This window comes from Limnohabitans planktonicus II-D5 (genome assembly GCF_001270065.2).
GTDB classification, from domain to species: Bacteria; Pseudomonadota; Gammaproteobacteria; order Burkholderiales; family Burkholderiaceae_C; genus Limnohabitans_A; species Limnohabitans_A planktonicus.
Genome location: NZ_LFYT02000001.1, coordinates 255149 through 280404 on the forward strand (window position 1 = coordinate 255149; position 25256 = coordinate 280404).

At 55.0% G+C, this 25256-nt stretch carries 25 protein-coding genes and 1 tRNA gene; 17 read left to right on the forward strand and 9 right to left on the reverse strand.

All coding sequences use genetic code 11. The features are described from left to right. The first annotated feature begins 2 nt into the window (after positions 1 to 2). The 11 genes from H663_RS21320 to fliR all read left to right on the forward strand — a co-directional run bounded on the left by H663_RS21320 (position 3) and on the right by fliR (position 8876). Positions 3 to 668 carry a FliH/SctL family protein gene (locus H663_RS21320; RefSeq protein WP_165803837.1) on the forward strand — a complete coding sequence of 222 codons (666 nt, stop codon included), beginning with the start codon at positions 3 to 5 and terminating at the stop codon, positions 666 to 668. After that, the gene (gene fliI, locus H663_RS21325) at positions 661 to 2097 is read left to right on the forward strand and encodes a flagellar protein export ATPase FliI (RefSeq protein ID WP_053174729.1); all 1437 of its coding nucleotides are present in this window, start codon (positions 661 to 663) and stop codon (positions 2095 to 2097) included. Before H663_RS21320 ends, fliI begins: the two co-directional genes overlap by 8 nt. Positions 2098 to 2113: 16 nt before the next feature. Beyond that, positions 2114 to 2545: a flagellar export protein FliJ gene (locus H663_RS21330; RefSeq protein WP_165803838.1), complete on the forward strand. Its 432-nt coding sequence runs from the start codon at positions 2114 to 2116 to the stop codon at positions 2543 to 2545. Next, on the forward strand, positions 2542 to 4587 hold the full coding sequence (locus H663_RS21335; protein WP_083451272.1) for a flagellar hook-length control protein FliK: 2046 nt from the start codon (positions 2542 to 2544) through the stop codon (positions 4585 to 4587). The genes H663_RS21330 and H663_RS21335 overlap by 4 nt, the downstream gene beginning before the upstream one ends. Before the next feature lie 140 nt (positions 4588 to 4727). Continuing rightward, the gene (locus tag H663_RS21340; RefSeq protein WP_133239934.1) at positions 4728 to 5294 is read left to right on the forward strand and encodes a flagellar basal body-associated FliL family protein; all 567 of its coding nucleotides are present in this window, start codon (positions 4728 to 4730) and stop codon (positions 5292 to 5294) included. Between the two features lie 8 nt (positions 5295 to 5302). Then, positions 5303 to 6316 (forward strand): flagellar motor switch protein FliM, encoded by a 1014-nt coding sequence (gene fliM, locus H663_RS21345; protein WP_053174744.1) that lies wholly within the window; start codon positions 5303 to 5305, stop codon positions 6314 to 6316. Next, on the forward strand, positions 6306 to 6743 hold the full coding sequence (gene fliN, locus H663_RS21350; RefSeq protein WP_053174747.1) for a flagellar motor switch protein FliN: 438 nt from the start codon (positions 6306 to 6308) through the stop codon (positions 6741 to 6743). The genes fliM and fliN overlap by 11 nt, the downstream gene beginning before the upstream one ends. Then, positions 6736 to 7038 carry a FliO/MopB family protein gene (locus H663_RS21355; protein ID WP_053174750.1) on the forward strand — a complete coding sequence of 101 codons (303 nt, stop codon included), beginning with the start codon at positions 6736 to 6738 and terminating at the stop codon, positions 7036 to 7038. The genes fliN and H663_RS21355 overlap by 8 nt, the downstream gene beginning before the upstream one ends. Continuing rightward, complete coding sequence (gene fliP, locus H663_RS21360) at positions 7038 to 7820, forward strand: flagellar type III secretion system pore protein FliP (RefSeq protein ID WP_083451363.1); 783 nt, start codon at positions 7038 to 7040, stop codon at positions 7818 to 7820. Before H663_RS21355 ends, fliP begins: the two co-directional genes overlap by 1 nt. A 9-nt stretch (positions 7821 to 7829) precedes the next feature. Then, the gene (fliQ, locus tag H663_RS21365) at positions 7830 to 8099 is read left to right on the forward strand and encodes a flagellar biosynthesis protein FliQ (protein WP_053174753.1); all 270 of its coding nucleotides are present in this window, start codon (positions 7830 to 7832) and stop codon (positions 8097 to 8099) included. 9 nt (positions 8100 to 8108) lie between these two features. Further along, positions 8109 to 8876 (forward strand): flagellar biosynthetic protein FliR, encoded by a 768-nt coding sequence (gene fliR / locus H663_RS21370; protein ID WP_053174756.1) that lies wholly within the window; start codon positions 8109 to 8111, stop codon positions 8874 to 8876. A gap of 85 nt (positions 8877 to 8961) precedes the next feature. Here the strand turns inward: fliR and H663_RS21375 are convergent, their stop codons facing one another. The 8 genes from H663_RS21375 to H663_RS21415 all read right to left on the reverse strand — a co-directional run bounded on the left by H663_RS21375 (position 8962) and on the right by H663_RS21415 (position 17987). Beyond that, complete coding sequence (locus H663_RS21375; RefSeq protein WP_053174758.1) at positions 8962 to 9594, reverse strand: response regulator; 633 nt, start codon at positions 9592 to 9594, stop codon at positions 8962 to 8964. Then, positions 9591 to 10265 (reverse strand): sensor histidine kinase, encoded by a 675-nt coding sequence (locus H663_RS21380; RefSeq protein ID WP_133239935.1) that lies wholly within the window; start codon positions 10263 to 10265, stop codon positions 9591 to 9593. Before H663_RS21380 ends, H663_RS21375 begins: the two co-directional genes overlap by 4 nt. A 1143-nt stretch (positions 10266 to 11408) precedes the next feature. Further along, positions 11409 to 11484, reverse strand: a tRNA-Thr gene (locus H663_RS21390). Positions 11485 to 11497: 13 nt separating this feature from the next. After that, positions 11498 to 12502 (reverse strand): class 1 fructose-bisphosphatase, encoded by a 1005-nt coding sequence (locus H663_RS21395; protein WP_053174767.1) that lies wholly within the window; start codon positions 12500 to 12502, stop codon positions 11498 to 11500. A 34-nt stretch (positions 12503 to 12536) separates the two neighbouring features. Next, positions 12537 to 15239, reverse strand: coding sequence for an aminopeptidase N (pepN, locus tag H663_RS21400; RefSeq protein ID WP_053174770.1), 2703 nt, complete (start codon positions 15237 to 15239; stop codon positions 12537 to 12539). Between the two features lie 33 nt (positions 15240 to 15272). Further along, positions 15273 to 16377, reverse strand: a protein-coding gene (gene prfB, locus H663_RS21405; RefSeq protein WP_116695771.1) for a peptide chain release factor 2 whose coding sequence is annotated in 2 segments (ribosomal slippage) — positions 15273 to 16295 and positions 16297 to 16377 — 1104 coding nt in all. Because the reading frame shifts where the segments join, the coding sequence is not laid out codon by codon here. A 77-nt stretch (positions 16378 to 16454) separates the two neighbouring features. Further along, on the reverse strand, positions 16455 to 16982 hold the full coding sequence (locus H663_RS21410; RefSeq protein WP_205872659.1) for a hypothetical protein: 528 nt from the start codon (positions 16980 to 16982) through the stop codon (positions 16455 to 16457). A gap of 90 nt (positions 16983 to 17072) precedes the next feature. After that, positions 17073 to 17987, reverse strand: coding sequence for an alpha/beta fold hydrolase (locus H663_RS21415; RefSeq protein WP_053174778.1), 915 nt, complete (start codon positions 17985 to 17987; stop codon positions 17073 to 17075). Between the two features lie 27 nt (positions 17988 to 18014). Between H663_RS21415 and H663_RS21420 the strand changes: the two genes are divergently transcribed. From H663_RS21420 to plsY, 4 genes are all read left to right on the forward strand, one after another. Continuing rightward, positions 18015 to 19748: an acetate--CoA ligase gene (locus tag H663_RS21420; protein ID WP_053176822.1), complete on the forward strand. Its 1734-nt coding sequence runs from the start codon at positions 18015 to 18017 to the stop codon at positions 19746 to 19748. A gap of 629 nt (positions 19749 to 20377) precedes the next feature. Next, positions 20378 to 21436, forward strand: coding sequence for an aldo/keto reductase (locus H663_RS21425; protein WP_053174781.1), 1059 nt, complete (start codon positions 20378 to 20380; stop codon positions 21434 to 21436). Positions 21437 to 21451: 15 nt separating this feature from the next. After that, complete coding sequence (locus tag H663_RS21430; RefSeq protein ID WP_053174784.1) at positions 21452 to 21943, forward strand: aminoacyl-tRNA deacylase; 492 nt, start codon at positions 21452 to 21454, stop codon at positions 21941 to 21943. Between the two features lie 28 nt (positions 21944 to 21971). Further along, positions 21972 to 22601 carry a glycerol-3-phosphate 1-O-acyltransferase PlsY gene (plsY, locus tag H663_RS21435; RefSeq protein ID WP_053174788.1) on the forward strand — a complete coding sequence of 210 codons (630 nt, stop codon included), beginning with the start codon at positions 21972 to 21974 and terminating at the stop codon, positions 22599 to 22601. Positions 22602 to 22660: 59 nt separating this feature from the next. On the opposite strand, the gene H663_RS21440 is transcribed toward plsY, so the two are convergent. Continuing rightward, complete coding sequence (locus H663_RS21440) at positions 22661 to 23146, reverse strand: YajQ family cyclic di-GMP-binding protein (protein WP_053174791.1); 486 nt, start codon at positions 23144 to 23146, stop codon at positions 22661 to 22663. 41 nt (positions 23147 to 23187) lie between these two features. Here H663_RS21440 and murB point away from each other — a divergent pair, with 41 nt between their 5' ends. Together murB and H663_RS21450 are read left to right on the forward strand one after the other, a co-directional pair. Next, the gene (gene murB / locus H663_RS21445) at positions 23188 to 24240 is read left to right on the forward strand and encodes a UDP-N-acetylmuramate dehydrogenase (protein ID WP_053174794.1); all 1053 of its coding nucleotides are present in this window, start codon (positions 23188 to 23190) and stop codon (positions 24238 to 24240) included. Positions 24241 to 24364: 124 nt separating this feature from the next. Further along, positions 24365 to 25090 carry a hypothetical protein gene (locus tag H663_RS21450; RefSeq protein WP_133239936.1) on the forward strand — a complete coding sequence of 242 codons (726 nt, stop codon included), beginning with the start codon at positions 24365 to 24367 and terminating at the stop codon, positions 25088 to 25090. Positions 25091 to 25256: the final 166 nt, after the last annotated feature.

Consider the following 25256-nt stretch of genomic DNA (forward strand, 5'->3'; position numbering starts at 1 on the left):
CCATGATCCAAAGTGAACACATTACACAATGTGTCAACTGGAATTTTTCTGATCTGTCCGATCCCATGGGGCATAGGGCATCCCAAATGCTTGAACATGAAAAAATTCAGATAAAAATTCAGATCGACCAAGCGCGAGAGGCCGGTCAGGCCTTCGGTTACGAATTGGCTCAAGCACAGTTCCATGTTCAGTTGGAGCTGGAAATGCAGGCCTACATTGAGCAACAGCAAAAAGACAGGGCTGTGCAGTTGCATGCCTTGCTCGCTTGCGCACAGGAAGGCTGGAACTTGTTGCAGGCTCAATTGGCTGAGTCTGTCATGCGCTTGGTCATTGATATGTCATCGCAGGTGGTTTGTCATGTCTTAGACACCCAATATCACGACACGCTGCAAGCGGTGGTAGGACAGGCTGTTGATACGCTGACCCAGCCAGACAGCGCGCTTGTGGTGCGATTGTGCCCTGCAGATTACAGCGCCATGCAAGCATTTTTGCCCATGCGCTTGCAAGACAGAGAGGTCAAATGGTTGCCGGATAGGCGTCTGCAGGCCAATCAATGCTTTGTGGAATCTGCAGGCCAGCAAGTTGATGCATCCTTGAGCAGCCGAATGGAGCTTGCGAAAAAATTGTTGCTTGTCAGTACGCCAGAGCAGGATGCGAACCATGGTTGAGCAAGTGCAGCAGACGTGGCAGCGTTTTTTTGAAAATGCACATGAGAGGTTAAAGCGGGGTTTGCACTTTGAATCCAGCGGAACTCTGAGCCGAATATCAGGTTTGATGCTTGAAGCAAAAGGGCTCAGAGCCCCGGTTGGTTCGCAATGCCTCATTGAACAAGCTGGCCTGTCAAGTATTTTGGCTGAAGTTGTAGGATTTTCAGACGAGGTGGCCTTGTTGATGCCGGCGGGAGACATCAATGGCCTTCAAAGCGGTGCCCGTGTGGTTCTGGATCGTGCAAGTTGGCCCGCGTTGCAGTGGGGCGAATTATCAAATTCAACACAAGATAAGTCCCAGGGGGGCTCAAATGTCAAGTTGCCCATTGGCAAAGGATTGCTTGGCAGAGTGCTTGACCCTTCGGGTGCTCCCATGGACGGTCTTGGGCCATTGCAGAACGTGCACAGAGTTTCATGGTCTCAAGCGCCGGTCAATTCCATGTCGCGTGAACCTGTGCGCCAAACCTTGGACACCGGCATACGCGCCATCAATGCATTGCTCACTGTTGGCCGTGGTCAGAGATTGGGTTTATTTGCGGGCTCTGGGGTTGGGAAAAGTGTCTTGCTGGGCATGATGGCGCGCTACACACAAGCCGATGTGATTGTGGTGGGATTGATTGGTGAGCGTGGCCGCGAAGTGAAAGAATTCATTGAAGATATCCTGGGCGAAGCAGGTCGAAAACGTTCGGTTGTGGTTGCCGCACCTGCTGATCTTCCCCCTTTGCTGCGCATGCAAGGAGCCTCTTATGCCACGGCAATTGCTGAGTACTTCAAAGTACAGGGTCAGCATGTTCTATTGCTGATGGATTCCCTCACACGCTATGCCATGGCACAACGTGAAATTGCACTGGCAGTGGGTGAGCCTCCAGCTACAAAAGGCTATCCACCATCGTGTTTTTCAAAATTGCCTCAATTGGTTGAGCGCAGTGGCAATGGACTCAAGGGGGAGGGGTCCATCACAGCGTTTTACACCGTACTGTCCGAAGGCGATGACATGCAAGACCCGATTGCTGATGCAGCCCGAGCTATTTTGGATGGTCACATTGTCTTGACACGTGAGTTGGCTGAATCAGGACACTACCCGGCCATTGATGTTTTGCAGTCAGCTTCAAGGGTGATGCACAACGTGACTGACATGTCGCATCAAAAGAAAGCCAATGAGTTCAGATCCCATCTGGCGAACTTTGTTCGCGGGAGAGACTTGATTCAATTGGGCGCGTATCAGCATGGTTCAGATGCAAGTCTTGACCGTGCAATTGCTTTGCAAGAGACCATGCAGGCTTTTTTGCAGCAAGGCATGCATGAATGCTGTTCACAAGATCAGAGCATTGCGCAATTGCTTGAGCTATTGAGCAGCAACTCATGGCCTGAGAGACCCGTGGATGCGTGACAGCCGAAACCTCAACTTGGCCATCGTATTCACGCAAAAAAAGCGTGATGCATTGGCGCGGCAGTGGCAAGGACTCCGCCAAGACGCTGACTTTGCGCAAGAGCAACTCAAGCTGCTGGCAAGCTATGCCATGGAGACTCAGTCGCGCTGGGAATTGCGATCGCGCCACACCACATCCCAAATGCTCATGCAGCACAACTACCAGTTTCTTGAAAAACTAGAGTCTGCAATGACGATGCAAAAAGATGTGGCCGCAGACAAAGATTTGCAGTGCACCAATAAAAGACTGCTTTGGACTCAGGCGGAGCAGCGCGTGCAAATATTGCAGCGTTATCAACAGCTTTGCCTTGAGAAGCACCAGGCCAAGGTGTTGAAAATGGCGCAAAAACAGACCGATGAATTTGCCATTCAGTGGGGCCGCATCAAAAAATCAAAGGGGTCAACATGAACGTGATTGCAACACCTACAGCCTCATTGTTGAAGGGGGCAAACTGCAGTAAAACTCAGCCTGCCCTGTCGCCGTCATTGCCTGGTGATTCTTCGAGTTTTTTACAAGCGCTTGAAAAATTGACTTCTGAACCTGTTTCACAGACGGATTTTCATGGACAGATTCAAAGCACTCTTCCAACATGGGCGAGCGCTGTGTTGCAGTTGGAAGGCGCATCCTTGACGCCTTCAAAACAGAGAGACGATACAGAAAATGACAATCCTCTTGCATCCGTTGCAGATGTTGTGTGGCTTGCCACTTGGTTCCAAAATCATGCACCCGCATTAGAAAAAGTACCGGCAGCTGAGACCGAAATTGTCAGTTCAAATTCATTTTTATCTTCGCCGGCACCTGCGCCATCCAATGCACCATCCACGGTGCCTTCAACCTTGCCCCGGCCTGTGACGGTTTCAGAAGGGTTGGATCCTGCTGGGATGGGGGCAACACCAAAGCCCTTGGTCATGTTTTCTTCAGAGCTCAGTTCTCGCATTGACGCGTCAATTTCAGACGACCCCAAACAAAACCCATGGGGCCCAGCGGATAAGCCCGTCAACGCATTGACAAACGCACCCATGGCAACGCCGACAAGGGTGGCAGACGGTTTGTCGCTGGCACCCACATTTGCATTTCAAACAAGTTCTCAGTCAGCCTCAACAGGCTTGAATTTATGGGATCAAAAATCTCCCCAAAACGCGTCCTCTGACAGCGATAACTGGAGATCAACGGAAGTTTTTTTCAAAGCGCTGATTGTCAGCGGTGGATCTGTCAAGTTGGGACAGTCTGTGGGGTTCAAAGGATTGAATGATTTTTCAAATGATCTATCGATGCCTGTTCGCCCAGGGTCAGCGCAAGTCAGCTTGGTTCCCTATATCGGTCAAAATTTGACGCATCAGACGGTGGGCACAGAAGCTGTTGCGCAAAGCCACAGCCCAGATGCTCAGTCGACTTCAAATTTGGCGGATGCCCTTACGCAATGGGTTGAGCGAAACTCACCGGCTCAGATGCCTGCGCCAGCCAATGCATCAGGCGATGTTTCTAGATCATTTCCCCTGCCTGTAATGGTTTCAGATCGGGTGCAACCTGCTTGGATGGAGGCCCCATCAAAGCCATTGCCAATGATTTTTTCAGAGTTCAGTTCTCGAATTGACGAGCCAATTTCAGACGACCCCAAAAAAAGCCCATGGGGCGCACCGGATCAGCCCGTCAAGGCATTGACAAACGCAGCCATAGCAACGCCTTCAAGGGCGGCTGACGGTTTGTTGCCGCCACCCACATCGTCAATTCAAACAAGTTCTCAGCCAACCTCATTAGGCTTGAATATTTTGGAAAAAACATCTCCCAAAAACTTGTCCACTGACAGCGATAACTGGCGATCAAAGGAAGTTTTTTTCAAAGCGCCGATGGACATGGGTGGATCTTTCAAGGTGGGTCAGTCTGTGGGTTTCAAAGAATTGAATGATTTTTCAAATGATCTATCGATGCCTGTGATCCCAGGATCAGCGCAAGTCAGCCTGGATCCCCATAGCGGTCCCAATTTGGTGCATCAGGCAGTGGGCACAGATGCTGTTGCGCAAAGCCACAGCCCAGATGCTCAGTCGACTTCAAATTTGGCGGACACCGTTAAGCAATGGGTGGAGCGCAGCCTGCAGTTGGCGGAGTTGACGTTTTCAGAGGCTGGACAGGACGGCCTGCAGGTGCGTGTAGAACTCAATGGACAAGAAGCCACAGTCTATTTTTTGACGGATCACGTGCAGTACCGTGATGCGATTGAATCGCAAATTGACTATTTGTCGGACCGATTGGCCGATCAGGGCTTGAAATTGGCGGGGTCATTTGTTGGTCAAGGCAGTGCTCAAAATTCACCCCATAAGCAATCTGCACACAGCATGCTTTCCCGGCAACATGAAAGCGAAACTGCTTCGGCCAAGGTCTTGTCTATGGATCCAGTGCTCCGTGAAATGAAGTCTGTCCATCATGGGCAGGTTCTAGATGTCTTTGCATGAAGCTGCATACACCCAACTGGAGGTTTTTTACAGCCTTAATCCGGGGATCGAGGTCGGCACAAGTCTGAATAATGGGATTTGCCATGAACGGCCTATAGGCCAGTCAGATCACGTTAAAGAAGATCAAAAAAGGACAACAAGTGCAGGACATTGAGGCTGATCCGAAGAAAGACCCAGAGATGAAACCTAAAGGCCAAATGAAATGGGTTGGGTTGATCGCCTTATTGTTGTTACTTTGCGCAGGTGGCGGCGGAGCTTGGTTCTATTTTGACCGACTCAAAGGAGAAAACACAGGGCTTGAGTCTGAGGAGTCCAAGTTAAGCGCAGCGCCAAAGTTGTACTTGGCGCTTGATCCCATGGTGATTAATTTGACCGATTTGGGTGGTGATCGTTTTGCGCAAGTGGGCATCACCTTCCAAATTCGAGAAGAAAAAAGTGCAGAAGCCATCAAGAAAATGTTGCCCACCGTTCGAAGTGCCATCTTGATCGCCTTGTCGCAAAAAGGTTCGGATGAGTTGCTGTCAAGGCCAGGAAAAGAGAAGTTGGCACTCGAAATTTTGGCGGAAGTGGGCAGTGTATTGGGTGTCAAACCCAATAGTCCAAAAACCGAAGAAGCCACGCTGAGCAAGGTGGAGGTCATGCCTCTCAAAAGTCAAGCCCTAAACCCCGTTGTTGAGGTTTTATTTTCCAGCTTGATCGTTCAATAGGAGCTGCCATGAAATCAGTTTTTTTATCTCAGGCTGAAATTGATGCGCTGATGAATACGGGTGACAACGGGCGGGTCGAGTTTGATGTTTCAGATGATGAAGCAGAAGCTGTTGCTCATGGCATCCCATTCAGTCTTTCCAATCAAGAAAGAATTGTTCGTGGTCGTATGCCGACCATGGAAATTGTCAATGAACGTTTTGCAAGAAATCTTCGTGTAGGTCTTTATGACTTGATCAGACGTGCACCTGATGTTTCTGTTCAACCCGTTCAAGTACAAAAATACAGTTTGTTCTTGCGTGAATTATTGGTGCCCACAAATTTCAATATTGTGGCCGTCAAGCCTTTGCGAGGCAATGGCATGATCGTGTGCGATCCACTGTTGATTTTCAGCATCATTGACACGCTTTTTGGCGGCCATGCCAAATACCAAACACGAATCGAAGGCCGCGAATTTACAGCTACCGAGCAGAGAATCATTCGCCGTGTGGTGCATGTCATCACAGAGGAATACATCAAGGCTTGGAAGGGTATTTACCCCCTATCAATGGAATACCAACGATCGGAAATACAGCCCCAATTTGCCAATATTGCTGCGCCCAGTGAGATGGTGGTCTCCTCCACCTTTGGCCTTCAAATTGGGGATGTGACTGGCTTTTTGCGCATTTGCATTCCGTATTCAACGCTGGAGCCGATTCGGGATGTTTTGTACGCCACGACACAAGGTGATGCAGTCGAGATGGATCAGCGCTGGATCAACATGCTCGTCAAAGAGATTCAGTCGGCAGACGTCACCCTTGTGGCCGAACTGGCCAATGCGGCCTTGTCGGTGCAACAACTCATGGTTTTGCGTCCAGGCGACTTCATTGAGTTAGAGCGCCCAAACCATGTGCAAGCCTCGGTCCAAGGCGTGCCTGTGCTCGAGTGCCAGTTTGGCACTCACAACGGGAAATACGCACTGCGCGTTGAGCGCAGTTTGAACTCGTCCGAACACACTCGATTTGGAGCTTCGCATGTCAGATAAAGAGAACCCAGACCATGAACAAAATTCGTGGCTAGGCCCCCTTTCAGGAGAGTCAACAAAGTCAAATCCAAATTCTGAGCAAGGAGAGACCTTCATTGAAGAGGCCTCTTATGGCAAGTCTGCTGAAACCATTGCAACCAGTGGCAGTCCGCTGCTGGGTGACATCAACATGGTCTTGGACATTCCTGTGCAGTTGACGGTGGAGTTGGGCCGCACACGTGTACCCATCAAGTACATCTTGCAATTGGCTCAAGGCTCGGTGGTGGAGTTGGAGGCTATGGCGGGGGGGCCAATGGATGTCCTGATCAATGGCTATTTGATTGCCCAAGGCGAGGTCGTGGTGGTCAATGAGAAGTTTGGTATCCGGTTGACCGATGTGGTCACGTCATCAGAACGATTGCGCAGAGCGAGTTGGCAACATGTCTGAAGAATTCGGCGCTGGGTATTTTGTATGGGCATTGGTGATTGTTTTTATTGCCAGCTTGCCTTTCTGGGTTCGGCGATTGATTGCCCATCAAAAAATAAGAGGCATTGACCCCGATCAGGTTCGCCTGATCAGTCAACTGGCGATCGGCCCGCAACAACGCGTTGTGGTGCTTGAAATTGGCCCTGTCCATGAGCGGACACATTTGGTTTTGGGCGTCACAGCGCAATCCATTCAATCCTTGCACAGCATGCCGGTGCGCTTGGCCCTTGAGCATGACCCTTCGAAAATGCCATGATGTCAAACTGCTCCAGATGTTTGCTGGGTTTGAGGCCCAAATGCGATGGGCTGGCTTGGGGTCTTGGACTTTGCTTGCTGTTCATCGCATCCGAGGGATGGGCTCAAGTGGGGCCACAGTTGCCCTTGGTGATTGGCAAAGGCCGCGAAAGCGCAAGCTATTCGGTGCCGATACAGACTTTGCTGTTTTTCACAGCACTGTCTTTTCTCCCCGCTTTGCTGTTGATGATGACCGGATTTACGCGCATCGTGATAGTGCTGTCATTGCTCAGGCAAGCCTTGGGAACTCAGTCCGTTCCACCCAATCAGGTGATCGTAGGCTTGTCCTTATTCCTGACATTTTTCGTCATGGGGCCTACCTTGGATCGCATTCACGAGCAAGCATGGAAGCCCTACAGCGCGAATGTTTTGACTTTTGAGAAAGCCGTTGCAAAAGCAGAAGTCCCGCTTCGTGAGTTCATGTTGCGCCAAACACGGCAATCTGACTTGGCATTGTTTCAAAAAATGTCGGGCATCGAAAAAACCAAGGACATCAGAAAACTGCCACTGAGGGTTTTGGTGCCTGCGTTTGTCACCAGTGAATTGAAAACTGCGTTTCAAGTTGGCTTCATGATTTTTATTCCTTTTTTGGTCATTGATTTGGTGGTCTCCAGCATCCTGATGTCTTTGGGCATGATGATGCTCTCTCCCGTTTTGGTCGCTTTGCCATTCAAGCTCATGCTCTTTGTTCTTGCCGATGGGTGGAACTTGTTACTGGGCTCATTGGCTGCCAGTTTTCTTTGAAAGTGCCGTATGGATGCGCAAATGGTTTTCACCAAAGGTCAAGAGGCGCTCATGATCTTGCTGATGGTGTCGATGCCCATTTTGCTGATGGTCTTGGTGGTGGGTTTGGTTGTGAGCGTGATTCAGGCGATCACACAAATCAACGAGGCCAGTTTGTCATTTGTTCCCAAATTGTTGGTGGTTGTAGGTGTCATGATCTTTGCTGGGCCGTGGATGTTGAGCACCATGGTGGACTACATTCGCAGAACCCTTGAGTCCATTCCAAGCTTGATTGTGTGAGACGGGTCTGTGGCGATTTCAGAATCATTGTTGCTTCAGTTCTTGTCGCCAATTTTTTGGCCCTTTATTCGGGTGCTCGCGGTCTTTTCTGTGGCACCCATTTTTGCCTCTCGTTCCTTTCCGATGCGCGTGCGCGTCGCATTGGCGCTGCTGGTGGCCTGGTCGAGTGCAGGGATCATTCCAGAGCAGGTGCTGGTCAGTTTGGCGAGTCCAGACGCGGTTCGTGTTGTCATGCACGAGATTTTGGTGGGATTGAGTATTGGCTTTTCCGTTCGCATCGTCTTCGCGGCTGCAGAATTTGCAGGCGAGCTCATTGGCTTGCAAATGGGTTTGAATTTTGCGGGATTTTTTAATCCCTCAAGCAACGTACAGGCCAGTGCCATGGCTGTATTTATGGGCCACATGACGGCACTTTTGTTTGTGGTCTTGAATGGTCATTTGATGGTGCTCATGGCTGTTGTTCAGAGTTACCAATTCGTTCCTTTGAATTCAAGCATGCTTGAATTGATTCAAAACTGGCGTTTGCATGAAATGGGTGCACTCATTTTTTCCAGTGCCTTTTGGATGGCATTGCCGGTGATGGTGCTCTTGCTGCTTGTGAACATTGCCCTGGGGGTCATGTCGCGTGTGGCGCCACAAATGAACATCTACGCTGTGGGCTTTCCCGTCACCTTGACCGCAGGCCTGGCAGGTTTGTGGATACTTTTTCCGTTCATGGACAGGGCATTTTTTGCTCTTTTTGAACTTGCGTTGGGAAATTTTGGAATTCGAATTTAAATTTTTTTGCTGCAATAAAAAGGTGTCTTCACTTCTTGATTTTTGATCTTGAGCAATTAAACATATTCACCATGTCCTTCTAAGCTTAATGATTTAAATTATTTTCTATGCTGTATAAAATCAATTCACCATTGCTCGAAAGGTTGAGTTTTTCTAGGATTCGGCTGCGATAAACACTGACAGTCTTGGGGCTGATCATCATTTTCCGAGCAATGTCTGTTAACCGTTGTCCCGCACCAATGAGTTTGAGTGTGTCCATCTCTCGTTGAGACAGGGTGTCGTGTATTTTGGAATTTTCGTGGGTCTTCAGATGAGTCACCAACAACTCGGAAATTTCTGGTGGGACATAATATCTGCCTTGTGCTAATAAGCGGACGGCTCCAATCATCTGTGAGGGATTGCCTGATTTGTGAAAGTATCCGTGCGCTCCTGCTCGCAAGCTTCTCAATGCGTAATGCTTTTCGGGGTGCATTGAGACGATCAGAACCCGTGTCGGGTTTTTCTCTTTCGTGAGTTGCTCAACCAGTTCTAAGCCGCTGCGACCTGGCATGCTGATATCGAGCAAAAGTACGTCGCAATCATGCTGGCGTAGAATATTTTTTAAGTTTTCAGAGTTTTCTGCTTCAGCAACGATCCGAATGTCTGTCTCTGATTCGAGTGTATTTCGAATCCCCTTTCTCACCAATTCGTGATCATCACATAGGATTACATTTATCATAAATAAATCAGATGAGATTCAATCGGAAAAGACAAGAGAATTTTTGTGCCTTCACCATTTGAATTATTTTGAATGGAAAAATGACCTGCCAGATCTTCGGCGCGTTGATTTTGCATTTTTACGCCTATACAGAATGCAGGACTTAGATCGCCACATCCCAAACCGATCCCGTCATCCACAACGCGAACCTGAACTTCATCAAGGATAATTTTCGCGGTGACATGCACATGCTTGGCATGCGAATGTTTGCTGACATTGCTCAGAGCCTCTTGCACTGTTCTGTAAATCACACTTTGCTGTTCTGCTCCAAGTTGGTTGATGCGAGAGTCAATTTCTGAGCTGACGGCAATACCAGAAACCAGATTGATTTTTTTAAACATTACATCCAGGGATTCGGATAATCCTGGTCCCTCTTCATTAGGCAGTAAATCCAGCAAGACGGTTCTGCATCGGTTCATCGCGTGGGTTAACTGATCGACGCATTGGTTTGCACGCATTTTGACTGTGTTGCATTCTGAGATTTTTTCTATCCAATACATATCGTGAAGTAGAAAAGTCAGAATTGGACATATTTCATCGTGAATAACACTGGCGATGTCAAATTTTTGCTTTTCCTTGTCATTTTGATGTATTGATTTTTCATCTCTTATGCCATTTTTTATGGCGTCCATATTCATTTTCTCCGATTATTGATGGAGCTGATATTTGGTGGAATTCAAACTCACAATGATCGCCAATTCGGTCATCATGAAGAATAATTCTACAGAGGAAAATTTGACTGTTTGCATGGAATTGGTTAAATTTAATGGTTTTAAATTTTCAGATGAGATAATTTCTCGCATCGATCGCATAAATGAGCAAAATAAACTAAATTTATTTGACTTTAATTTCATTCTGTATGCCAAATAACTGTTTCGATTGCTGCATTCGACCAAGGGCGCTGCAGGGTTTTCGAATGTGCCAGCCATCCAAGCAAGGGGCTGCTCATCTGACTGGGACTTGCCTGGTAATGATTGAAGATGAAGCCCCGTTCTGGGGTGATTCAAAAGCAAGGGTGTAGCTCAATGTGAGTCAATCATTGCGAAATTTATTGCATCTTCCAATGCCAGGAGATGGTTCGCTGACCCAGCCAAGCTGTTGATCTGGCACGCTGAAGTTTGAAATGCGTGAGGCATGTCATCTGGAATGCGTTCATTGGATTGAGATTCGGGTGCGGGGAAGATCACCAATCTCGAACATCGTTGAGCACATTGCTGCCAGATGAATGGGTTTCAATATTCCAAAGTTTTGATCAGCGCGAAAATGAGGATCAATGGGCAAAACCATCGACAAATTCATCTGAAAAAAAGACTATTGCACGGAAATCTCTCGAGATGGCTGTAAATCTCAGGGCCTCGAATTTTTGGGCCTCTTTGGGGATGGCTCACCGCCATTTCGTATGTTGTCAGTGCTTCGCAGAGGGTGTTGTTGTGACCCGTGGAATGCCCACCCGTTGCGATGTCGCTCTCTTGCTGAGCGGTCCAAAGTCTGGTTGCTGTCTTACTCGAAAATGTCTTGCATTTGCGTATGCCCGAGAGCGCAAAAAGAGCCAGCTCATCACCAGAAATTTGATGAGCCTGGCCAACCCTTTTTGATTGTCTGAACGGGAAAATTGAGGGGAAATCTAAGGTGCTGCGCTGTAGATTTCGATAAAGTCCGCTCGGTTCTGAGTGGTTGAGAGGACTGGGCAAAAGGCGTTTTCAAAGGGGGGCGCAAAGGGGGGGCGTTTTGCGCTACTCGAAAGGGCGCTGCACTTTTTAAACGGACTTGATGTTTGGTGCCGGAGAGATGAATCGAACACCCGACCTTCTCATTACGAATGAGCTGCTCTACCGACTGACCTACACCGGCTGACCTTCAAAAATTATACCTGCGCGTGGTAACTGGTGACGCGTTCAACTTCGTTTTTGGAGCCGAGGATGACGCTCACGCGTTCGTGCAATTGGCTCGGTGGCAGGTCGAGGATGCGCTGTTTGCCGTTGGTGGCAGCGCCACCGGCTTGTTCGATCAGCCAGCTCATGGGGTTGGCTTCGTACATCAGGCGCAACTTGCCAGCTTTGTGCGGCTCGCGCTTGTCCCAGGGGTACAAGAAGACGCCACCACGGGTCAGGATGCGGTGCACATCAGCCACCATGCTGGCGATCCAGCGCATGTTGAAATCCTTGCTGCGAGGGCCTTCCTTGCCTTGCAGACATTCATCGATGTAGCGGCGCACGGGTTCGTCCCAGTGGCGCATATTGCTCATGTTGATGGCGAACTCTTTGGTGTCTGCGGGCACTTGCAGGTTTTCTTGCGTGAGCACGAAGGAGCCTTGCTCGCGGTCCAGGGTGAACATGGCCACGCCATCGCCTACGGTGAGCACCAGTGTGGTTTGAGGACCATACACGCAGTAGCCTGCAGCCACTTGATGCTTGCCCGCTTGCAAGAAGTCCTGCTCGGTCACGCCCTGGCTGCCTTCGGGCTTTTTGAGCACACTGAAGATGGTGCCGATGCTGACGTTGACATCGATGTTTGACGAGCCATCGAGGGGGTCAAACAGCAAGAGGTATTCGCCTTGCGGGTAGCGGTTGGGCACCAGGTAGATGCTGTCCATTTCTTCCGAGGCCATGGCCGCCAGGTGCCCGCCCCATTCGTTGGCTTCAAGCAGCACTTCGTTGGCGATGATGTCGAGTTTTTTCTGGACTTCGCCTTGCACGTTTTCGCTGTCGGCACTGCCCAGCACACCGCCCAAAGCGCCTTTGTTGACGGCGTGGCTGATGCTTTTGCAAGCGCGGGCGACCACTTCGAGCAGCAGGCGCAGGTCAGCCGGGATGTGGCCTTTGTCGCGTTGCTGCTCGACCAGATAGCGGGAGAGGGAAATTTTGCTCATGGGGTTTCCTTGATTCGGTTCAGGCGGCGTCAATTCAAGCAGCGTTCAGCGCACGGCTGATGACTTCTCGCACGTCGTTGCTCAGGTCTGCTTTAGCGGCCACGCGTTCGATGGCCACTTGGGCTGCGCTGCGGTAGGGCTCAGCCAATCGACTCCAGCGGTCCATGGCACGGGCCAGGCGGGCGGCCACTTGCGGATTGATGGCGTCGAGCGCCAGCACCTGCTCGCTCCAGTACACATAACCTGCCGCGTCGGTGCGGTGGAAACCTGCCGGGTTGGCGCTGCAGTAGCTGAAGATCAGGCTGCGGGCTCGGTTGGGGTTGCGCAGGCTGAAGTCGGCATGCTTCATGAGCTGGCGCACACGCGGCAGCACATCGCCAGCGCGGTCGGGCGCACCGGCTTGCAGGGCAAACCATTTGTCGATGACCAGGGCTTCGTGCTGGAAAAGTTTGTGGAAACGCTCCAGCGCGTCGTGCGACAAAGCGTGACCGCTGACCACCAGGGCCGACAGCGCGTTGACGCGGTCGGTCATATTGCCCGCATCCTTGAACTGCTGGTACACGCGGCCGGGTGTCACGTCGTCGCCCGACTGAACGGCGGCAATACACAGCATGCCCATGGCCAGACCCGACAGGGCGCGGCGGCCGCTGGATTGGGCGTCCGGCGAGTAGGCACCGTTGTGCTTGTGAGCATCCCAGGCCCATTGCCAGTCGGCTTGCAAAGCGGTGGCCAGTTGCAGGCGCATGGCTTCGCGCAGGGCGTGCACGCGCTGGGGGTCCACCACGCTCAGTTGGTCCGCGATGTAGTTCTCGGACGGCAGGGTAAGTGCCAGGTCCTTGAAGGCCGCATCCAGACCGGGGTGGCGCAGCACGTTGCGCAGCGCAGTGACCAGCTCGTCGGACAACACAGGGCCGGTGATGTCTTGCGTCAGCGCTTGCACAGCGCTTTGCATCATCAGGCGTTGACCGGCTTCCCACTGATTGAAGGGGTCACTGTCGTGGGCCAGCAAGATCAGCAGGTCGTTGGCGTTCAGGCCGTCTTCCAGAACCACCGGGGCACTGAAACCTCGCAGCAGTGATGGCACGGGTTCGCTGTCGATGTTGGCAAAGGTGAAGTTGGCGCTGGCCTCGGTCAGCACCAGGGTTTGCTGCAGCGCACTGTCAGCTGTTCCTGCCCGTTGCAGCGGCAGGGCTTGGCCATCGCGGTTGAGCAGACCCAGCGTGACCGGGATCACGAAGGGCAGTTTGCTGGCTTGGTCGGGCGTGGCGGGGCAGCTTTGCTTGAGCGTGAGGGTGTAGCTGCGCTCGGCCGCGTTGTAGACGCCACGCGCTTGCAGGCGCGGTGTGCCCGCCTGGCTGTACCAGCGCTTGAAGGTGCTCAGGTTTTGCGCCAAGGCCGAACCGGGGTTGGCGTCGGCAATGGCTTGCGCAAAGTCGTCGCAGGTCACGGCTTGGCCGTCGTGGCGCTCAAAGTAGAGCTTCATGCCCTTGGCAAAACCGGCACGACCCAGGCTGTCTTCGGGCGTGGCCACCAGGGTCTGCATCATGCGAACGACTTCGGAGCCTTTTTCGTAGATGGTGACGGTGTAGAAGTTGTTGATCTCGACATAGCTGTCGGGGCGCACGGGGTGGGCCATGGGGCCTGCGTCTTCGGCAAACTGCACGGTGCGCAGCACGCGCACGTCTTCGATGCGTTTGACGGCACGGGCGCTGGCAACGCCTGCCATGTCCTGGCTGAATTCCTGGTCGCGAAAGACCGTGAGGCCTTCTTTGAGCGAGAGCTGGAACCAGTCGCGGCAGGTGATGCGGTTGCCGGTCCAGTTGTGGAAGTACTCATGGCCGACGACCGATTCGATGTTGCCAAAATCCATGTCGGTGGCGGTGGCCGGGTTCGCCAACACGTATTTGGTGTTGAAGATGTTCAGGCCTTTGTTTTCCATCGCGCCCATGTTGAAGTCGCTGGTGGCGACGATCATGAAGCGTTCCAGGTCCAGCGGCAGGCCAAATCGGGCTTCGTCCCAGGCCACGCTGGCCATGAGCGAGTTCATGGCGTGTTCGGTCTTGTCCAGGTCGCCAGGGCGCACGAACACTTGCAACAAGTGCTCGGTGCCGCTGCGACTGGTGATGCGCTGCTCGCGCGCGACCAGCTGACCGGCGACGAGTGCGAACAGGTAGCAGGGCTTTTTGTGCGGGTCAAGCCACTTGGCAAAGTGACGCCCGTCGTCCAGCGCGCCTTGCTCAACCAGATTGCCATTACTCAGCAGCACCGGGTATTTGTTCTTGTCGGCACGCAGCGTGACGGTGTAGCTGGCCATCACATCGGGGCGATCCAGGAAGTAGGTGATGCGTCTAAAACCCTCGGCTTCGCATTGCGTAAAGAACGTGCCCTGGCTGACGTACAGGCCCATCAGCTGAGTGTTCTTTTCCGGGTTGCAGGTGGTGAAGATTTCCAGGTCAAAGGGCTCAGGGCCTTCGGGCAAGTTCTCGAGTACCAGCTGGCCACCGTCCATCTTGAACGAGGTGCCACCACCGTTGACCAGCACACGGGCCAAGTTGAGGTCTTCGCCATCCAGCCGCAGCGGCTGTGCCGCCACGTCAGGGTTGCGGTGCAGCCGCATCTTGTTGAGCACCCGGGTTTTCGTGGGGTCGAGGTCGAACGTCAGATCGACCGTGTCGATACAGAAAGCCGGAGCGGCATAAGCCTCCCGGTGAACCGCGGTGGGTTGTCCTTCACGCATCACTAACTCCGTTTTCGTTGAGGTCTGAGCAGCTCAGAGGCCTTGTTTCAGTGAGGCTTCGATGAACGCATCGAGGTCGCCATCGAGCACCTTTTGGGTGGCCGAAATTTCGACGTTCGTACGCAAATCCTTGATGCGGCTGTTGTCCAGCACATAGCTGCGGATTTGGTGACCCCAGCCCACATCCGTCTTGGTGTCTTCCAGCTTTTGCTGCTCTTCCATGCGTTTACGCATCTCAAAGTCATACAGGCGCGAGCGCAGGCGTTGCCAAGCCACATCGCGGTTGCTGTGCTGGCTGCGGCCGTCTTGGCACTGCACCACGATGCCCGTGGGGATGTGGGTCAGGCGCACGGCCGAATCGGTCTTGTTGATGTGCTGACCACCCGCGCCGCTGGCACGAAAGGTGTCGGTCCGCACATCCGACGGGTTGATGTTGATCTCGATCGAGTCATCGATCTCGGGGTACACAAACAACGATGCGAACGAGGTGTGGCGGCCACCCGACGAGTCGAAGGGGCTCTTGCGCACCAAACGGTGCACGCCGGTTTCGGTGCGCAGCAGGCCAAAGGCGTACTCGCCTTCGATCTTGATGGTCGCGCCCTTGATGCCTGCGGTGTCACCTGGGGTTTCGTCTTCCACCGTAGCCTTGAAGCCTTTGCGTTCGGCGTACTTGATGTACTGGCGCAGCAGCATGCTGGCCCAGTCACAAGCTTCGGTGCCGCCAGCGCCTGCCTGGATGTCGACAAAGCAGTTGAGCGGGTCGGCCTCGTGGCGGAACATGCGGCGGAATTCGAGGTCTTCGACCAGCTTGGCCAGTTTGGCGGCTTCGGCTTCAATGGTTTGCAAGCCGGCATCGTCGCCTTCTTCCTTGCTCATTTCAAAGAGTTCAAGGTTGTCGGCCAGCTCGCTGGTCAGGTTGGTGATGGTCACCACCACACCGTCCAGGGCTTTTTTCTCTTTGCCCAGTTCCTGGGCTTTTTTGGGGTCGTTCCAGACCGTGGGATCTTCGAGCGATGCGTTGACGGTTCTCAGCCGTTCAGATTTGGCATCGTAGTCAAAGATACCCCCGTAATTCTTGGGTCCGGGCGCTCAGGTCTGTGAGGGTGGTGCCGATTTGGTTGATGTGTTCTGCGTCCATGAGGATTCTCTTCTATACGGTTCACTAAACCGTCGATTTTCTCATGACTTGCCCCTTGGGCCTTGGTGAGCAGGACTTTAAAACTTGCGTCCGTACGAGAACATCAGGCCCGCAGTGCCCAGCAGCTTCATTTGCACCGAGTCGTGTTCATTGAAGTTGTAACCAATGGATGGGATCACGGCAGGCGAAAAGCCGTTGTTGTTCAAAGGCACCTTGTTTTGGTACTTGCCCACATAGCCGTAAAGCATGCCGCCGGTGACCTTCACAAACAATTTGGGGTTGCCCAACAGGCCGTTGAATTGTTGGCCAGCGTACACATAGACCGTGGGCTGACCAAAGGAATTGCTGAAAAAGCTGACGCCGCACAAGCGTCCACCGGGCAGTTGTTCATCCACTGCGACCATCACCACATGTTTGTGATCGGGGCTGGAGCTGAAGTGGTGGGTGAACGGGGAGAAGGTGAACTCGCCCTTGTGAGTGGGTTCTGCTGCCCCTTGCACAGCCAGAAAGTCCGGGCAGTAGTAACGGTTCGGTTCGGCGGCGTGTGACGCAAACGGGCTCAACATCCACAGCAGACCCAAACACCCAGATGAAAAAAATCGCACCAATGTCTCCCTGACAAACAAAACGGCGATTCTAGGGGCTCGAGGGTCTGAAGATGTGACAAAAAGTCATGAGGGTGCCGTTGCGGCCTGTCAGCTCAAAAACTCTTCCAGCAATCGGGCCAGCACCTCGGGTTGGTCGTGGTGCATCATGTGGCCCGCGTCCTGGATCACCTCCAGCCTCACTTGAGGCACGGATTGGAGGCGTTCATGGTACTCGGCCAGGGTGTAAGTGCCTTTCCACCATTGGCTCAGCGAGTCGTCCGATGCTTCAACAGCCAGCAGGGGCGGCGTGATGCGTTTGTAGGTTTCAAGCGTTTCTTCGACCCTGTAGATGTAGGGGTTGCTCACCTTGTGGGCAGAGTCGCCCAAGATGCGCCACTGGCCGTCGCTGCCTTCGCTTGCCCAGTGCTGCGCCAGCCAGTCGGCCTTGTTCTGAGGCAGTCGGTGGTTGGTTTTCATCAGGCGGGCGGCGACGCCTGCTGCGTCGGTATAGGGCTTGAGCTCGTTTTTTCCTTCGCTTTGGGCCTTGAGTCCGTCCAGCCACTGGGCCATGCGGCCCGGGGCCTGCGAAGGGCGCGACACGGGCAGGCCAAAGCCTTCGAGGTTGACCAAGCGGCGAACACGCTCTGGGCGGGCACCGGTGTACATCATCACCACATTGCCGCCCATGCTGTGGCCGACCAGGTCGATTGCTTGCCCAGGGTAGAAGTGGTCGAGCAGCGCGTCCAGGTCGCCCAAGTAGTCGGGCAGCCAGTAGCTGTCGGTGGGAGGCGATGCGGTCAGGCCATACCCGCGCCAGTCAAAGGCGATGATGGGGCGCTGCTGGACAAAGGCTTCGCTCAAGGCGTCCACCATGAATTGGTAGGAGGCGGCCACGTCCATCCAGCCGTGGGCCAGCACCAGCGGTGTGGCTGTGCCTGCGGGGTTGCCCCAGTGGCGAACGTGGTAACGGCAGCCGCGCAGTGACACAAAAGTGCTCGTGGATTCTCTTAAAACTTGGTACATATGGGCCCCATCATACGGAGACAAACCATGAAAAAGAGTCGCACCCATGACCGTTACGCCAGCGTGCACCAGGGTTTTGGCTGGAAGGTGCCTCAAAACTTCAACATTGCGCAGGTGTGTTCCGGGCGTTGGGCTGCACAAGCAGATGCCGCCCGCCGCGTGGCGGTGCGCGAACATGTGCAGGGCGCACCCGCGCGGCAGTGGACTTTTGCCCAGTTGCAGCAGGCGGCCAACCGCCTGAGCCAGGTTTTGACGCGGTTGGGCGTGCAGCGCGGTGATCGGGTGGCCATCGTCATGCCCCAGCGCTTTGAGACCGCCGTGGCCTACATGGCGGTGTTGCAAATGGGCGCGGTGGCCATGCCGCTGTCGATGCTGTTTGGGCCGGAGGCGCTGTCTTTTCGCATCAACGATAGCCAGGCCCGAGTGGCCATTTGCGACGAGGCTGCGGTGGCCGCAGTGCTGCAGGCACGACCCGACTGCCCGGGCTTGCAGACGCTGATCGGCGTGGGTCATGCCTCCGTGCAGGCTGATCTGGACTACGACACAGCGCTGGCCGCCGAGTCGGGCCGGTTCAAGCCCGTGCGCACATTTGCCGAAGACCCCGCCGTGCTGATCTACACCAGCGGCACCACCGGCAACCCCAAGGGCGCGCTGATCCCGCACCGAGCCATGATGGGCAACCTCACGGGTTTTGTGTGCAGCCAGAACTGGTTTGGCTTTGACCCTTTTAAAGCCGAGCGCCCTTCGAAAGCGGTGTTCTGGTCGCCCGCCGACTGGGCCTGGACCGGCGGGTTGATGGACGCGCTGCTGCCCAGCCTGTACTTTGGCCGGCCCATCGTGGCCTTCAACGGGCGTTTTTCACCCGAGGTGGCGTTCGAGATCTTGCACAGCCACGGCGTGACGCACACCTTTTTGTTCCCGACCGCGCTCAAGGCCATGATGAAGGCCGTGCCCGATGCGAAGGCGCGCTACCGCCTCAAGCTGCAGGCCATCATGAGCGCGGGCGAGGCCGTGGGCGACGCGGTGTTTGCGTATTGCCAGCAGCAGCTGGGCGTGACGGTGAACGAGATGTTTGGCCAGACCGAGATCAACTACGTGGTGGGCAACTGCGCGCGCCTGTGGCCCGCCAAACCCGGCAGCATGGGCAAGGGCTACCCCGGTCACCGCGTGGCGGTGATCGACGAAGCGGGCCAGCAGTGCTCCGCAGGCACGCCTGGCGAAGTGGCCGTGAACCGCTTTGACGTGCATGGTCACCCCGACCCGGTGTTCTTTTTGGGCTACTGGAACAACGACAAAGCCACCCAGGCCAAATACACGGGCGACTGGTGCCGCACCGGCGACATGGCTGTGGCAGATGAAGACGGCTACCTCTGGTACCAAGGCCGCACCGACGACATGTTCAAGGCGGCGGGCTACCGCATCGGTCCGGGTGAGATTGAGAACTGCCTGGTCAAGCACCCGGCCGTGGCCAACGCTGCCGTGGTGCCCAAACCCGACCAGGACCGGGGGGCGTTGGTCAAGGCCTATGTGGTGCTGTCGCCCGACGCGTTGGCGCAGCGCTCGCGTGCGGTCAGCAGCGCACAGTTCGAGGACGAGGTGCGCCAGTCGCTGCAGTTGCATGTGCGCGCCTTGTTGGCGCCTTATGAGTACCCGAAAGAGATCGAGTTCATCGAGCAGTTGCCGATGACCACCACCGGCAAGGTGCAGCGCCGCGTGCTGCGTTTGCAAGAGGAGGCGCGGGCCAAGGGCGCGGCGACCTGAAAGGCCGAACGCAAGTCCATGTCGGAATCTGCGAGTGCCGACCTGCGGGGACAAGTTTTTTGTAGGTCGGCGGTCGAAGACCCCGACACTTGTTTGATCCCCCGGCAAAGCCTCCATCGGTCATATGCGCCTTGCCAACCCATGTCGGACTCTTCGAGTGCCGACCTGCGGGGACAAGTCTTTTGTAGGTCGGCGGTCGAAGACCCCGACACTTGTGTGATCCCCAGGCAAAGCCCGTACCGACCATATGCGCCTTGCCAAGGCCTGTCGGACTCTTCGAGTGCCGACCTACGGGGACATGTCCTTTGTAGGTCGGTGGTCGAAGACCCCGACACTTGTGTGATCCCCCGGCAAAGCCTGCATCGGTCATATGCGCCTTGCCAACCCATGTCGGACTCTTCGAGTGCCGACCTACTGAGACAGCGCCCTTGTAGGTCGGTGGTCGAAGACCCCGACATGGGCCTTTGCCGGAGGCCTCAGTGTCTGACCCAAAGGCTCAAGCTGCAACTCCCTTGTTGATTGAACACCTCACAGGACCGTATCCCTTCAGCATGACAAAATAAGCACGATCAGTCTGGGCGCACCATGTGCCCGCAGTGATCGAACAAAAAACTTCACAGGAAACCCCCATGAAACTTGTCCAACTCGGCCAATCCGATCTGCAGGTGACCCCCATTTGTCTGGGCACCATGACCTTTGGTCAGCAAGTGAGCGAAGAGGGGGCTCACGCCATCCTCGACCGCTCTTTGGCCGCTGGCATCAACTTCATCGACACCGCCGAAATGTATGCCGTGCCCGCCACGGCCGACACCTGTGGCCTGACCGAAACCTACATTGGCAACTGGTTTGCCAAAAACCCTGGTGCGCGCCAAAAGCTGGTGCTGGCCACCAAGGTGGCGGGCCCCTCGCGCAGCATGCCCTGGGTGCGCGAGGGTGCGGGCATGACGGCACAAGACATCCTGACCTCCTGCGAAGGCAGCTTGCGCCGCCTGCAGACCGATGTGATTGACCTGTACCAGATCCACTGGCCCGAGCGCCATGTGATGGCGCTGGGTTTCCATTATTTCGACCCGAGCAAGGACAAGCCAGCCACCTCCATCCATGAACAACTCGAAGCCCTGGCCCAGCTGGTCAAGGCGGGCAAGGTGCGCCACATCGGCCTGTCCAACGAAACGCCCTACGGCGTGCACGAATTCGTGCGCCTGGCCGAGCAGCACGGCTTGCCGCGCGTGGCCACCGTGCAAAACCCCTATGCGCTGGTCAACCGGGTGTATGACAACGGCCTGGACGAGACCTGCCACCGCCTGAATGTGTCCTTGTTGGCTTATTCGCCGCTGGGCTTTGGCTTGCTCACCGGCAAGTACGATGAAACCGGCTTTGAAGGCCCCGGTGCCCCCGATGGCCGCGTGTCTCGGTACGAGTCGGTGCGCAAGCAGTGTTGGTCCCGTCCAGAAGCTTTGGCTGCTGCTCGCCGCTACAACCAATTGGCGCGTGACAACGGCCTGACACCCACCGAAATGGCCCTGGCCTTTTGCTACCACCGCTGGAACGTGACCAGCACCATCATTGGCGTGACCTCGGTGGCGCAGCTGGACGAAGACCTGGCTGCCTGGTCGGTGCAGCTCTCGCCCGAGGTGCTCAAGGCCATTGACCAGATCCGCTGGGAAATCCGCGATCCGTCCCTGTGAGCGGGGCGCGGGCGCATGGCCAAAAAAGACAAAGTCAGTGAAACCCCGGCCACGGCGCTGTTGCGCCAGCACGGGGTGGCTTTCACCGAACACCCTTACGAGTACCTGGAGCACGGCGGTGCCCAGCACAGCGCGCAAGTGCTGGGCATGGACCCGTTTGCCGTGGTCAAGACCCTGATCATGCAAGACCAGGACGCCAAGCCTCTGGTGGTTCTGATGCACGGTAACCGCAAGGTGTCCACCAAAAACCTGGCGCGGCAATTGGGGCTCAAATCCATCGAGCCGTGCGCCCCCGAGGTGGCCAACCGCCACAGTGGTTATCTGGTGGGCGGCACCTCGCCCTTTGCCACGCGGCGGGCCATGCCGGTGTTCATCGAAGAAACCATCCTGACCCTGCCGCGCATTTGCATCAATGGCGGGCGGCGCGGTTATCTGGTGGGCATTGACCCGCAGGTGTGTGTGCAGTTGCTGGACGCCCAGCCGGTGAACTGCGCGCTGGCAGAATGACGCCAATTCAAAAACAAGGGAGACCGTGATGGAGATGTGGATTCAAGTGGGCGCGGTGCTGACCAGTTATCTGGTCGGATCGCTCAGTTTTGCGGTGATTGTCAGCCGCCTGATGGGGCTGAGCGACCCCCGCAGCTACGGCAGCAAAAACCCTGGTGCCACCAATGTGCTGCGCTCAGGCAGCAAAAAGGCGGCCATCCTGACCCTGCTGTTGGACGCGCTGAAGGGCTGGTTGCCCGTGGCGGCTGTGTTGACCTTTGGGCAGCCTTACGGCTTGGGCGCTGGCGCAGCGGCCTTGGCGGGTCTGGCGGCTTTTCTGGGGCACCTGTACCCGGTGTTCTTTGGCTTCAAAGGCGGTAAGGGCGTGGCCACGGCCGTAGGCGTGCTGGTGGGTGTGAACGGTCTGCTGGCGCTGGCCACGGTGGGGACATTTGCCATCGTGGTGTTTTTCAGCCGCTATGTCTCGCTGGCGTCCATGGTGGCGGCGGTGTTTGCGCCGGTGTTTTACCTGTTTGGTGATGGTGCGGCTTGGAACGCAGTGGGGGCTGAGGTGCTGTGCCTGTCGGTCATGGCGCTGCTTTTGGTGTGGCGCCACCGCGAAAACATCAACCGCCTGCTGGCGGGCACCGAATCCAAATTGGGCGCAAAAAAAGCCTGACGCATCAGGCTTTTGAGGGTCGCTCTCTCTGTGGGCGCTTGCCCTGCAAGCGATTGACCTTAATCGCGGAAATTGTCGAACGACAGCGGCAGCTCGGTCATGTCCTTGCGCAGCAGGGCCATGGCCGCTTGCAGGTCGTCGCGCTTGGCACCCGTGACGCGCACGGCATCACCCTGGATGGAGGCTTGCACCTTGAGCTTGCTTTCCTTGATCAGCTTGGTGATTTTCTTGGCATCTTCGGTTTCGATGCCATTTTTCACCTTGATCACCTGCTTGACCTTGTCGCCGCCGATTTTTTCGACCTTGCCAATGTCCAAAAAGCGCACGTCCACATTGCGCTTGGTCAGCTTGTTGCGCAGGATGTCTTCAACCTGCGTGAGCTGAAAGTCGGCGTCGCCGAACATCGTGATCTCTTTGTCCTTGAGTTCGATGTTGGCTGAGGTGCCTTTGAAGTCAAAGCGGGTGCCGATTTCTTTGGCGGATGTGTCAACGGCGTTGCGCACTTCGACCATATTGGGTTCGCAAACGGTATCAAACGAGGGCATGGCGGTAAAAATCCGAAGGTTGAGAATGCGACAATTCTCCCATGTTCCTTGAGAAAAATGTCCCTCTGCAGCCGTACAACACCTTCGGCATCGCCGCCAAGGCCCAAGCTTTGGTGCGCGTGCGCTCAGAAGCCGACCTGCTGGCCGTATTGGCCGACCCGCAACTGGCCACCTTGCCCAGGCAGGTGCTGGGCGGCGGCAGCAACATTGTGTTGACGGGTGACGTCAAGGCGCTGGTGCTCAAGATGGAGGTGTCCGGCATTCGCTTGTCGGGTGAGACCGACAAGCACTGGTTCGTCGAGGCGGGCGCGGGCGTCGACTGGCACGCGCTGGTGGCTTGGACACTGGACAAGGGCTACCCGGGTCTGGAAAACATGGCCCTGATTCCGGGCACCGTAGGCGCATCGCCCGTTCAGAACATCGGTGCTTACGGGGTGGAACTGCAAGACAGGTTCGATTCGCTCGACGCCATGGACATGTTCACAGGAGAGATGTTCAGCCTGAACGCCGCGCAGTGCGGATTCAGCTACCGCGATTCGGTGTTCAAACACGCTTCAGGCGGCCCGGAAGCTCTGGGCCTGGCCGGGCGGGCCGTCATTTTGCGGGTGCGTTTTGCACTGCCCAAGCGCTGGAAGCCCGAGCTGGGCTACCTGGATCTGGAACGCAAGATGGCCGAGACGGGCATTCGCACCCCCGATGCCCGGCAGATTTTTGATTGGGTGGTGGCGATTCGCCGCGCCAAGCTGCCCGACCCGCAGGTGATCGGCAACGCGGGCAGCTTCTTTAAAAACCCCTCCGTCAGCCCCGAACAATGCGCCGACATCATCGCTCGCGACCCCAAGGTGGTGCATTACCCCATGCCCGACGGCAGCATCAAGCTGGCGGCGGGCTGGCTGATCGACGCCTGCGGTTGGAAAGGCAAGACCGTGGGCCATGCGGGGGTCTATGAAAAGCAGGCGCTGGTGTTGGTCAACCGGGGGACTGATGAACACCCCTGCACGGGCGGCGAGGTGATGACGCTGGCCAAGGCGATTCAGACCAGTGTGTACGAGCGCTTCGGGATTCGGTTGGAGCCTGAGCCGGTGGTGATTTGATGAAAAATGATTGGAGGCTGTTGTGATTTCGTGGCTGTCAAGGTTGTTCAGGTCGAATTCGAATGGGGCCAATTCCGATGTGGGTGTAGGTATATTTGAGGTTTCGTCTAAACCAGACCACCCCTTGTCATTTGGATACAAGGTGGGATGGTTTGCTGTAGCGACCGAAGATGTGGCCTTGGTTGCACGCGTGCTCGGTCTTGTTGGTGTGCAAGTGGCCAATTGGCAAACAGGCTTGAAGCTTGCTGTAAAGACTAACCTCTTATCCGGCAACCCTGATCGCAAGGTTTTCTTGACGCCTCCGCTCAATGGCTGGATTTTGGTGGTGGGTGGAGAACTGCCATACCCGGCTGAATTGAGCGGCAGAGATGTCGATTTCAATGCGATTACAAATAGGTTTGACTACCTGATGTTGCGACTGTCGTCTCATTTTCATGAAGTGCAGTATTTCGCCAGTCACCGGGTGTCTGATTCTGTCACTTGGACGCGGCGTACTGAACGCATGTACCGCTCATTTACCTATGCGGATGGTTGGGTGTACCTCAATCGTGGGTCGCAAACGAAAGAAGAGCGAGAACTTGGAATGCCCGATCTCACCGGAATGGGACAACAAGCAGCAACGGATGAGATTTTTGGGCTGCTCGAAAAGCAGCAGGCCGAAGTAGATGCCCTCTGCAATTCAGGGCTGAGCCGTAAGGAGGCGTTACAACGCCTCAGACGCAGTGCAATGCCGAGCGAAACAAATGTGACCGAGCTCGCCGGTCTTTGGAGCCTTGATCCCTGCCAAATCGAAGAGCATTTTCATGATCTAAGCACGGGCTTACTTGGTGAACTGAGGTTTGATCGCTGAAAAAAATGGCCGCAAAGTGGTTTTCTGCGACTGCTCACTTAAGCAGCAACAGATCGCTCACACAAGGTTTCTGGGGAGTAGTTCACCGTATTGGGAAGCGATAACTTGAGTGGGGTTTTGGCTCACAACATTCGTCTGGCAGAAGATTGGTGAAGTGCTACCATGC

Excerpts from the sequence above, each read along its gene's own strand:
- H663_RS21415 (WP_053174778.1), bottom strand. The coding sequence starts at position 17,987 with ATGTACCAAGTTTTAAGAGAATCCACGAGCACTTTTGTGTCACTGCGC.
- H663_RS21320 (WP_165803837.1), top strand. The coding sequence starts at position 3 with ATGATCCAAAGTGAACACATTACACAATGTGTCAACTGGAATTTTTCT.
- fliP (WP_083451363.1), top strand. The coding sequence starts at position 7,038 with ATGTCAAACTGCTCCAGATGTTTGCTGGGTTTGAGGCCCAAATGCGAT.
- fliQ (WP_053174753.1), top strand. The coding sequence starts at position 7,830 with ATGGATGCGCAAATGGTTTTCACCAAAGGTCAAGAGGCGCTCATGATC.
- fliM (WP_053174744.1), top strand. The coding sequence starts at position 5,303 with ATGAAATCAGTTTTTTTATCTCAGGCTGAAATTGATGCGCTGATGAAT.
- fliI (WP_053174729.1), top strand. The coding sequence starts at position 661 with ATGGTTGAGCAAGTGCAGCAGACGTGGCAGCGTTTTTTTGAAAATGCA.
- H663_RS21420 (WP_053176822.1), top strand. The coding sequence starts at position 18,015 with ATGAAAAAGAGTCGCACCCATGACCGTTACGCCAGCGTGCACCAGGGT.
- H663_RS21355 (WP_053174750.1), top strand. The coding sequence starts at position 6,736 with ATGTCTGAAGAATTCGGCGCTGGGTATTTTGTATGGGCATTGGTGATT.
- fliN (WP_053174747.1), top strand. The coding sequence starts at position 6,306 with ATGTCAGATAAAGAGAACCCAGACCATGAACAAAATTCGTGGCTAGGC.
- H663_RS21425 (WP_053174781.1), top strand. The coding sequence starts at position 20,378 with ATGAAACTTGTCCAACTCGGCCAATCCGATCTGCAGGTGACCCCCATT.
- murB (WP_053174794.1), top strand. The coding sequence starts at position 23,188 with ATGTTCCTTGAGAAAAATGTCCCTCTGCAGCCGTACAACACCTTCGGC.
- plsY (WP_053174788.1), top strand. The coding sequence starts at position 21,972 with ATGGAGATGTGGATTCAAGTGGGCGCGGTGCTGACCAGTTATCTGGTC.
- H663_RS21380 (WP_133239935.1), bottom strand. The coding sequence starts at position 10,265 with ATGGACGCCATAAAAAATGGCATAAGAGATGAAAAATCAATACATCAA.
- H663_RS21440 (WP_053174791.1), bottom strand. The coding sequence starts at position 23,146 with ATGCCCTCGTTTGATACCGTTTGCGAACCCAATATGGTCGAAGTGCGC.
- pepN (WP_053174770.1), bottom strand. The coding sequence starts at position 15,239 with ATGCGTGAAGGACAACCCACCGCGGTTCACCGGGAGGCTTATGCCGCT.
- H663_RS21375 (WP_053174758.1), bottom strand. The coding sequence starts at position 9,594 with ATGATAAATGTAATCCTATGTGATGATCACGAATTGGTGAGAAAGGGG.
- H663_RS21395 (WP_053174767.1), bottom strand. The coding sequence starts at position 12,502 with ATGAGCAAAATTTCCCTCTCCCGCTATCTGGTCGAGCAGCAACGCGAC.
- H663_RS21335 (WP_083451272.1), top strand. The coding sequence starts at position 2,542 with ATGAACGTGATTGCAACACCTACAGCCTCATTGTTGAAGGGGGCAAAC.
- H663_RS21430 (WP_053174784.1), top strand. The coding sequence starts at position 21,452 with ATGGCCAAAAAAGACAAAGTCAGTGAAACCCCGGCCACGGCGCTGTTG.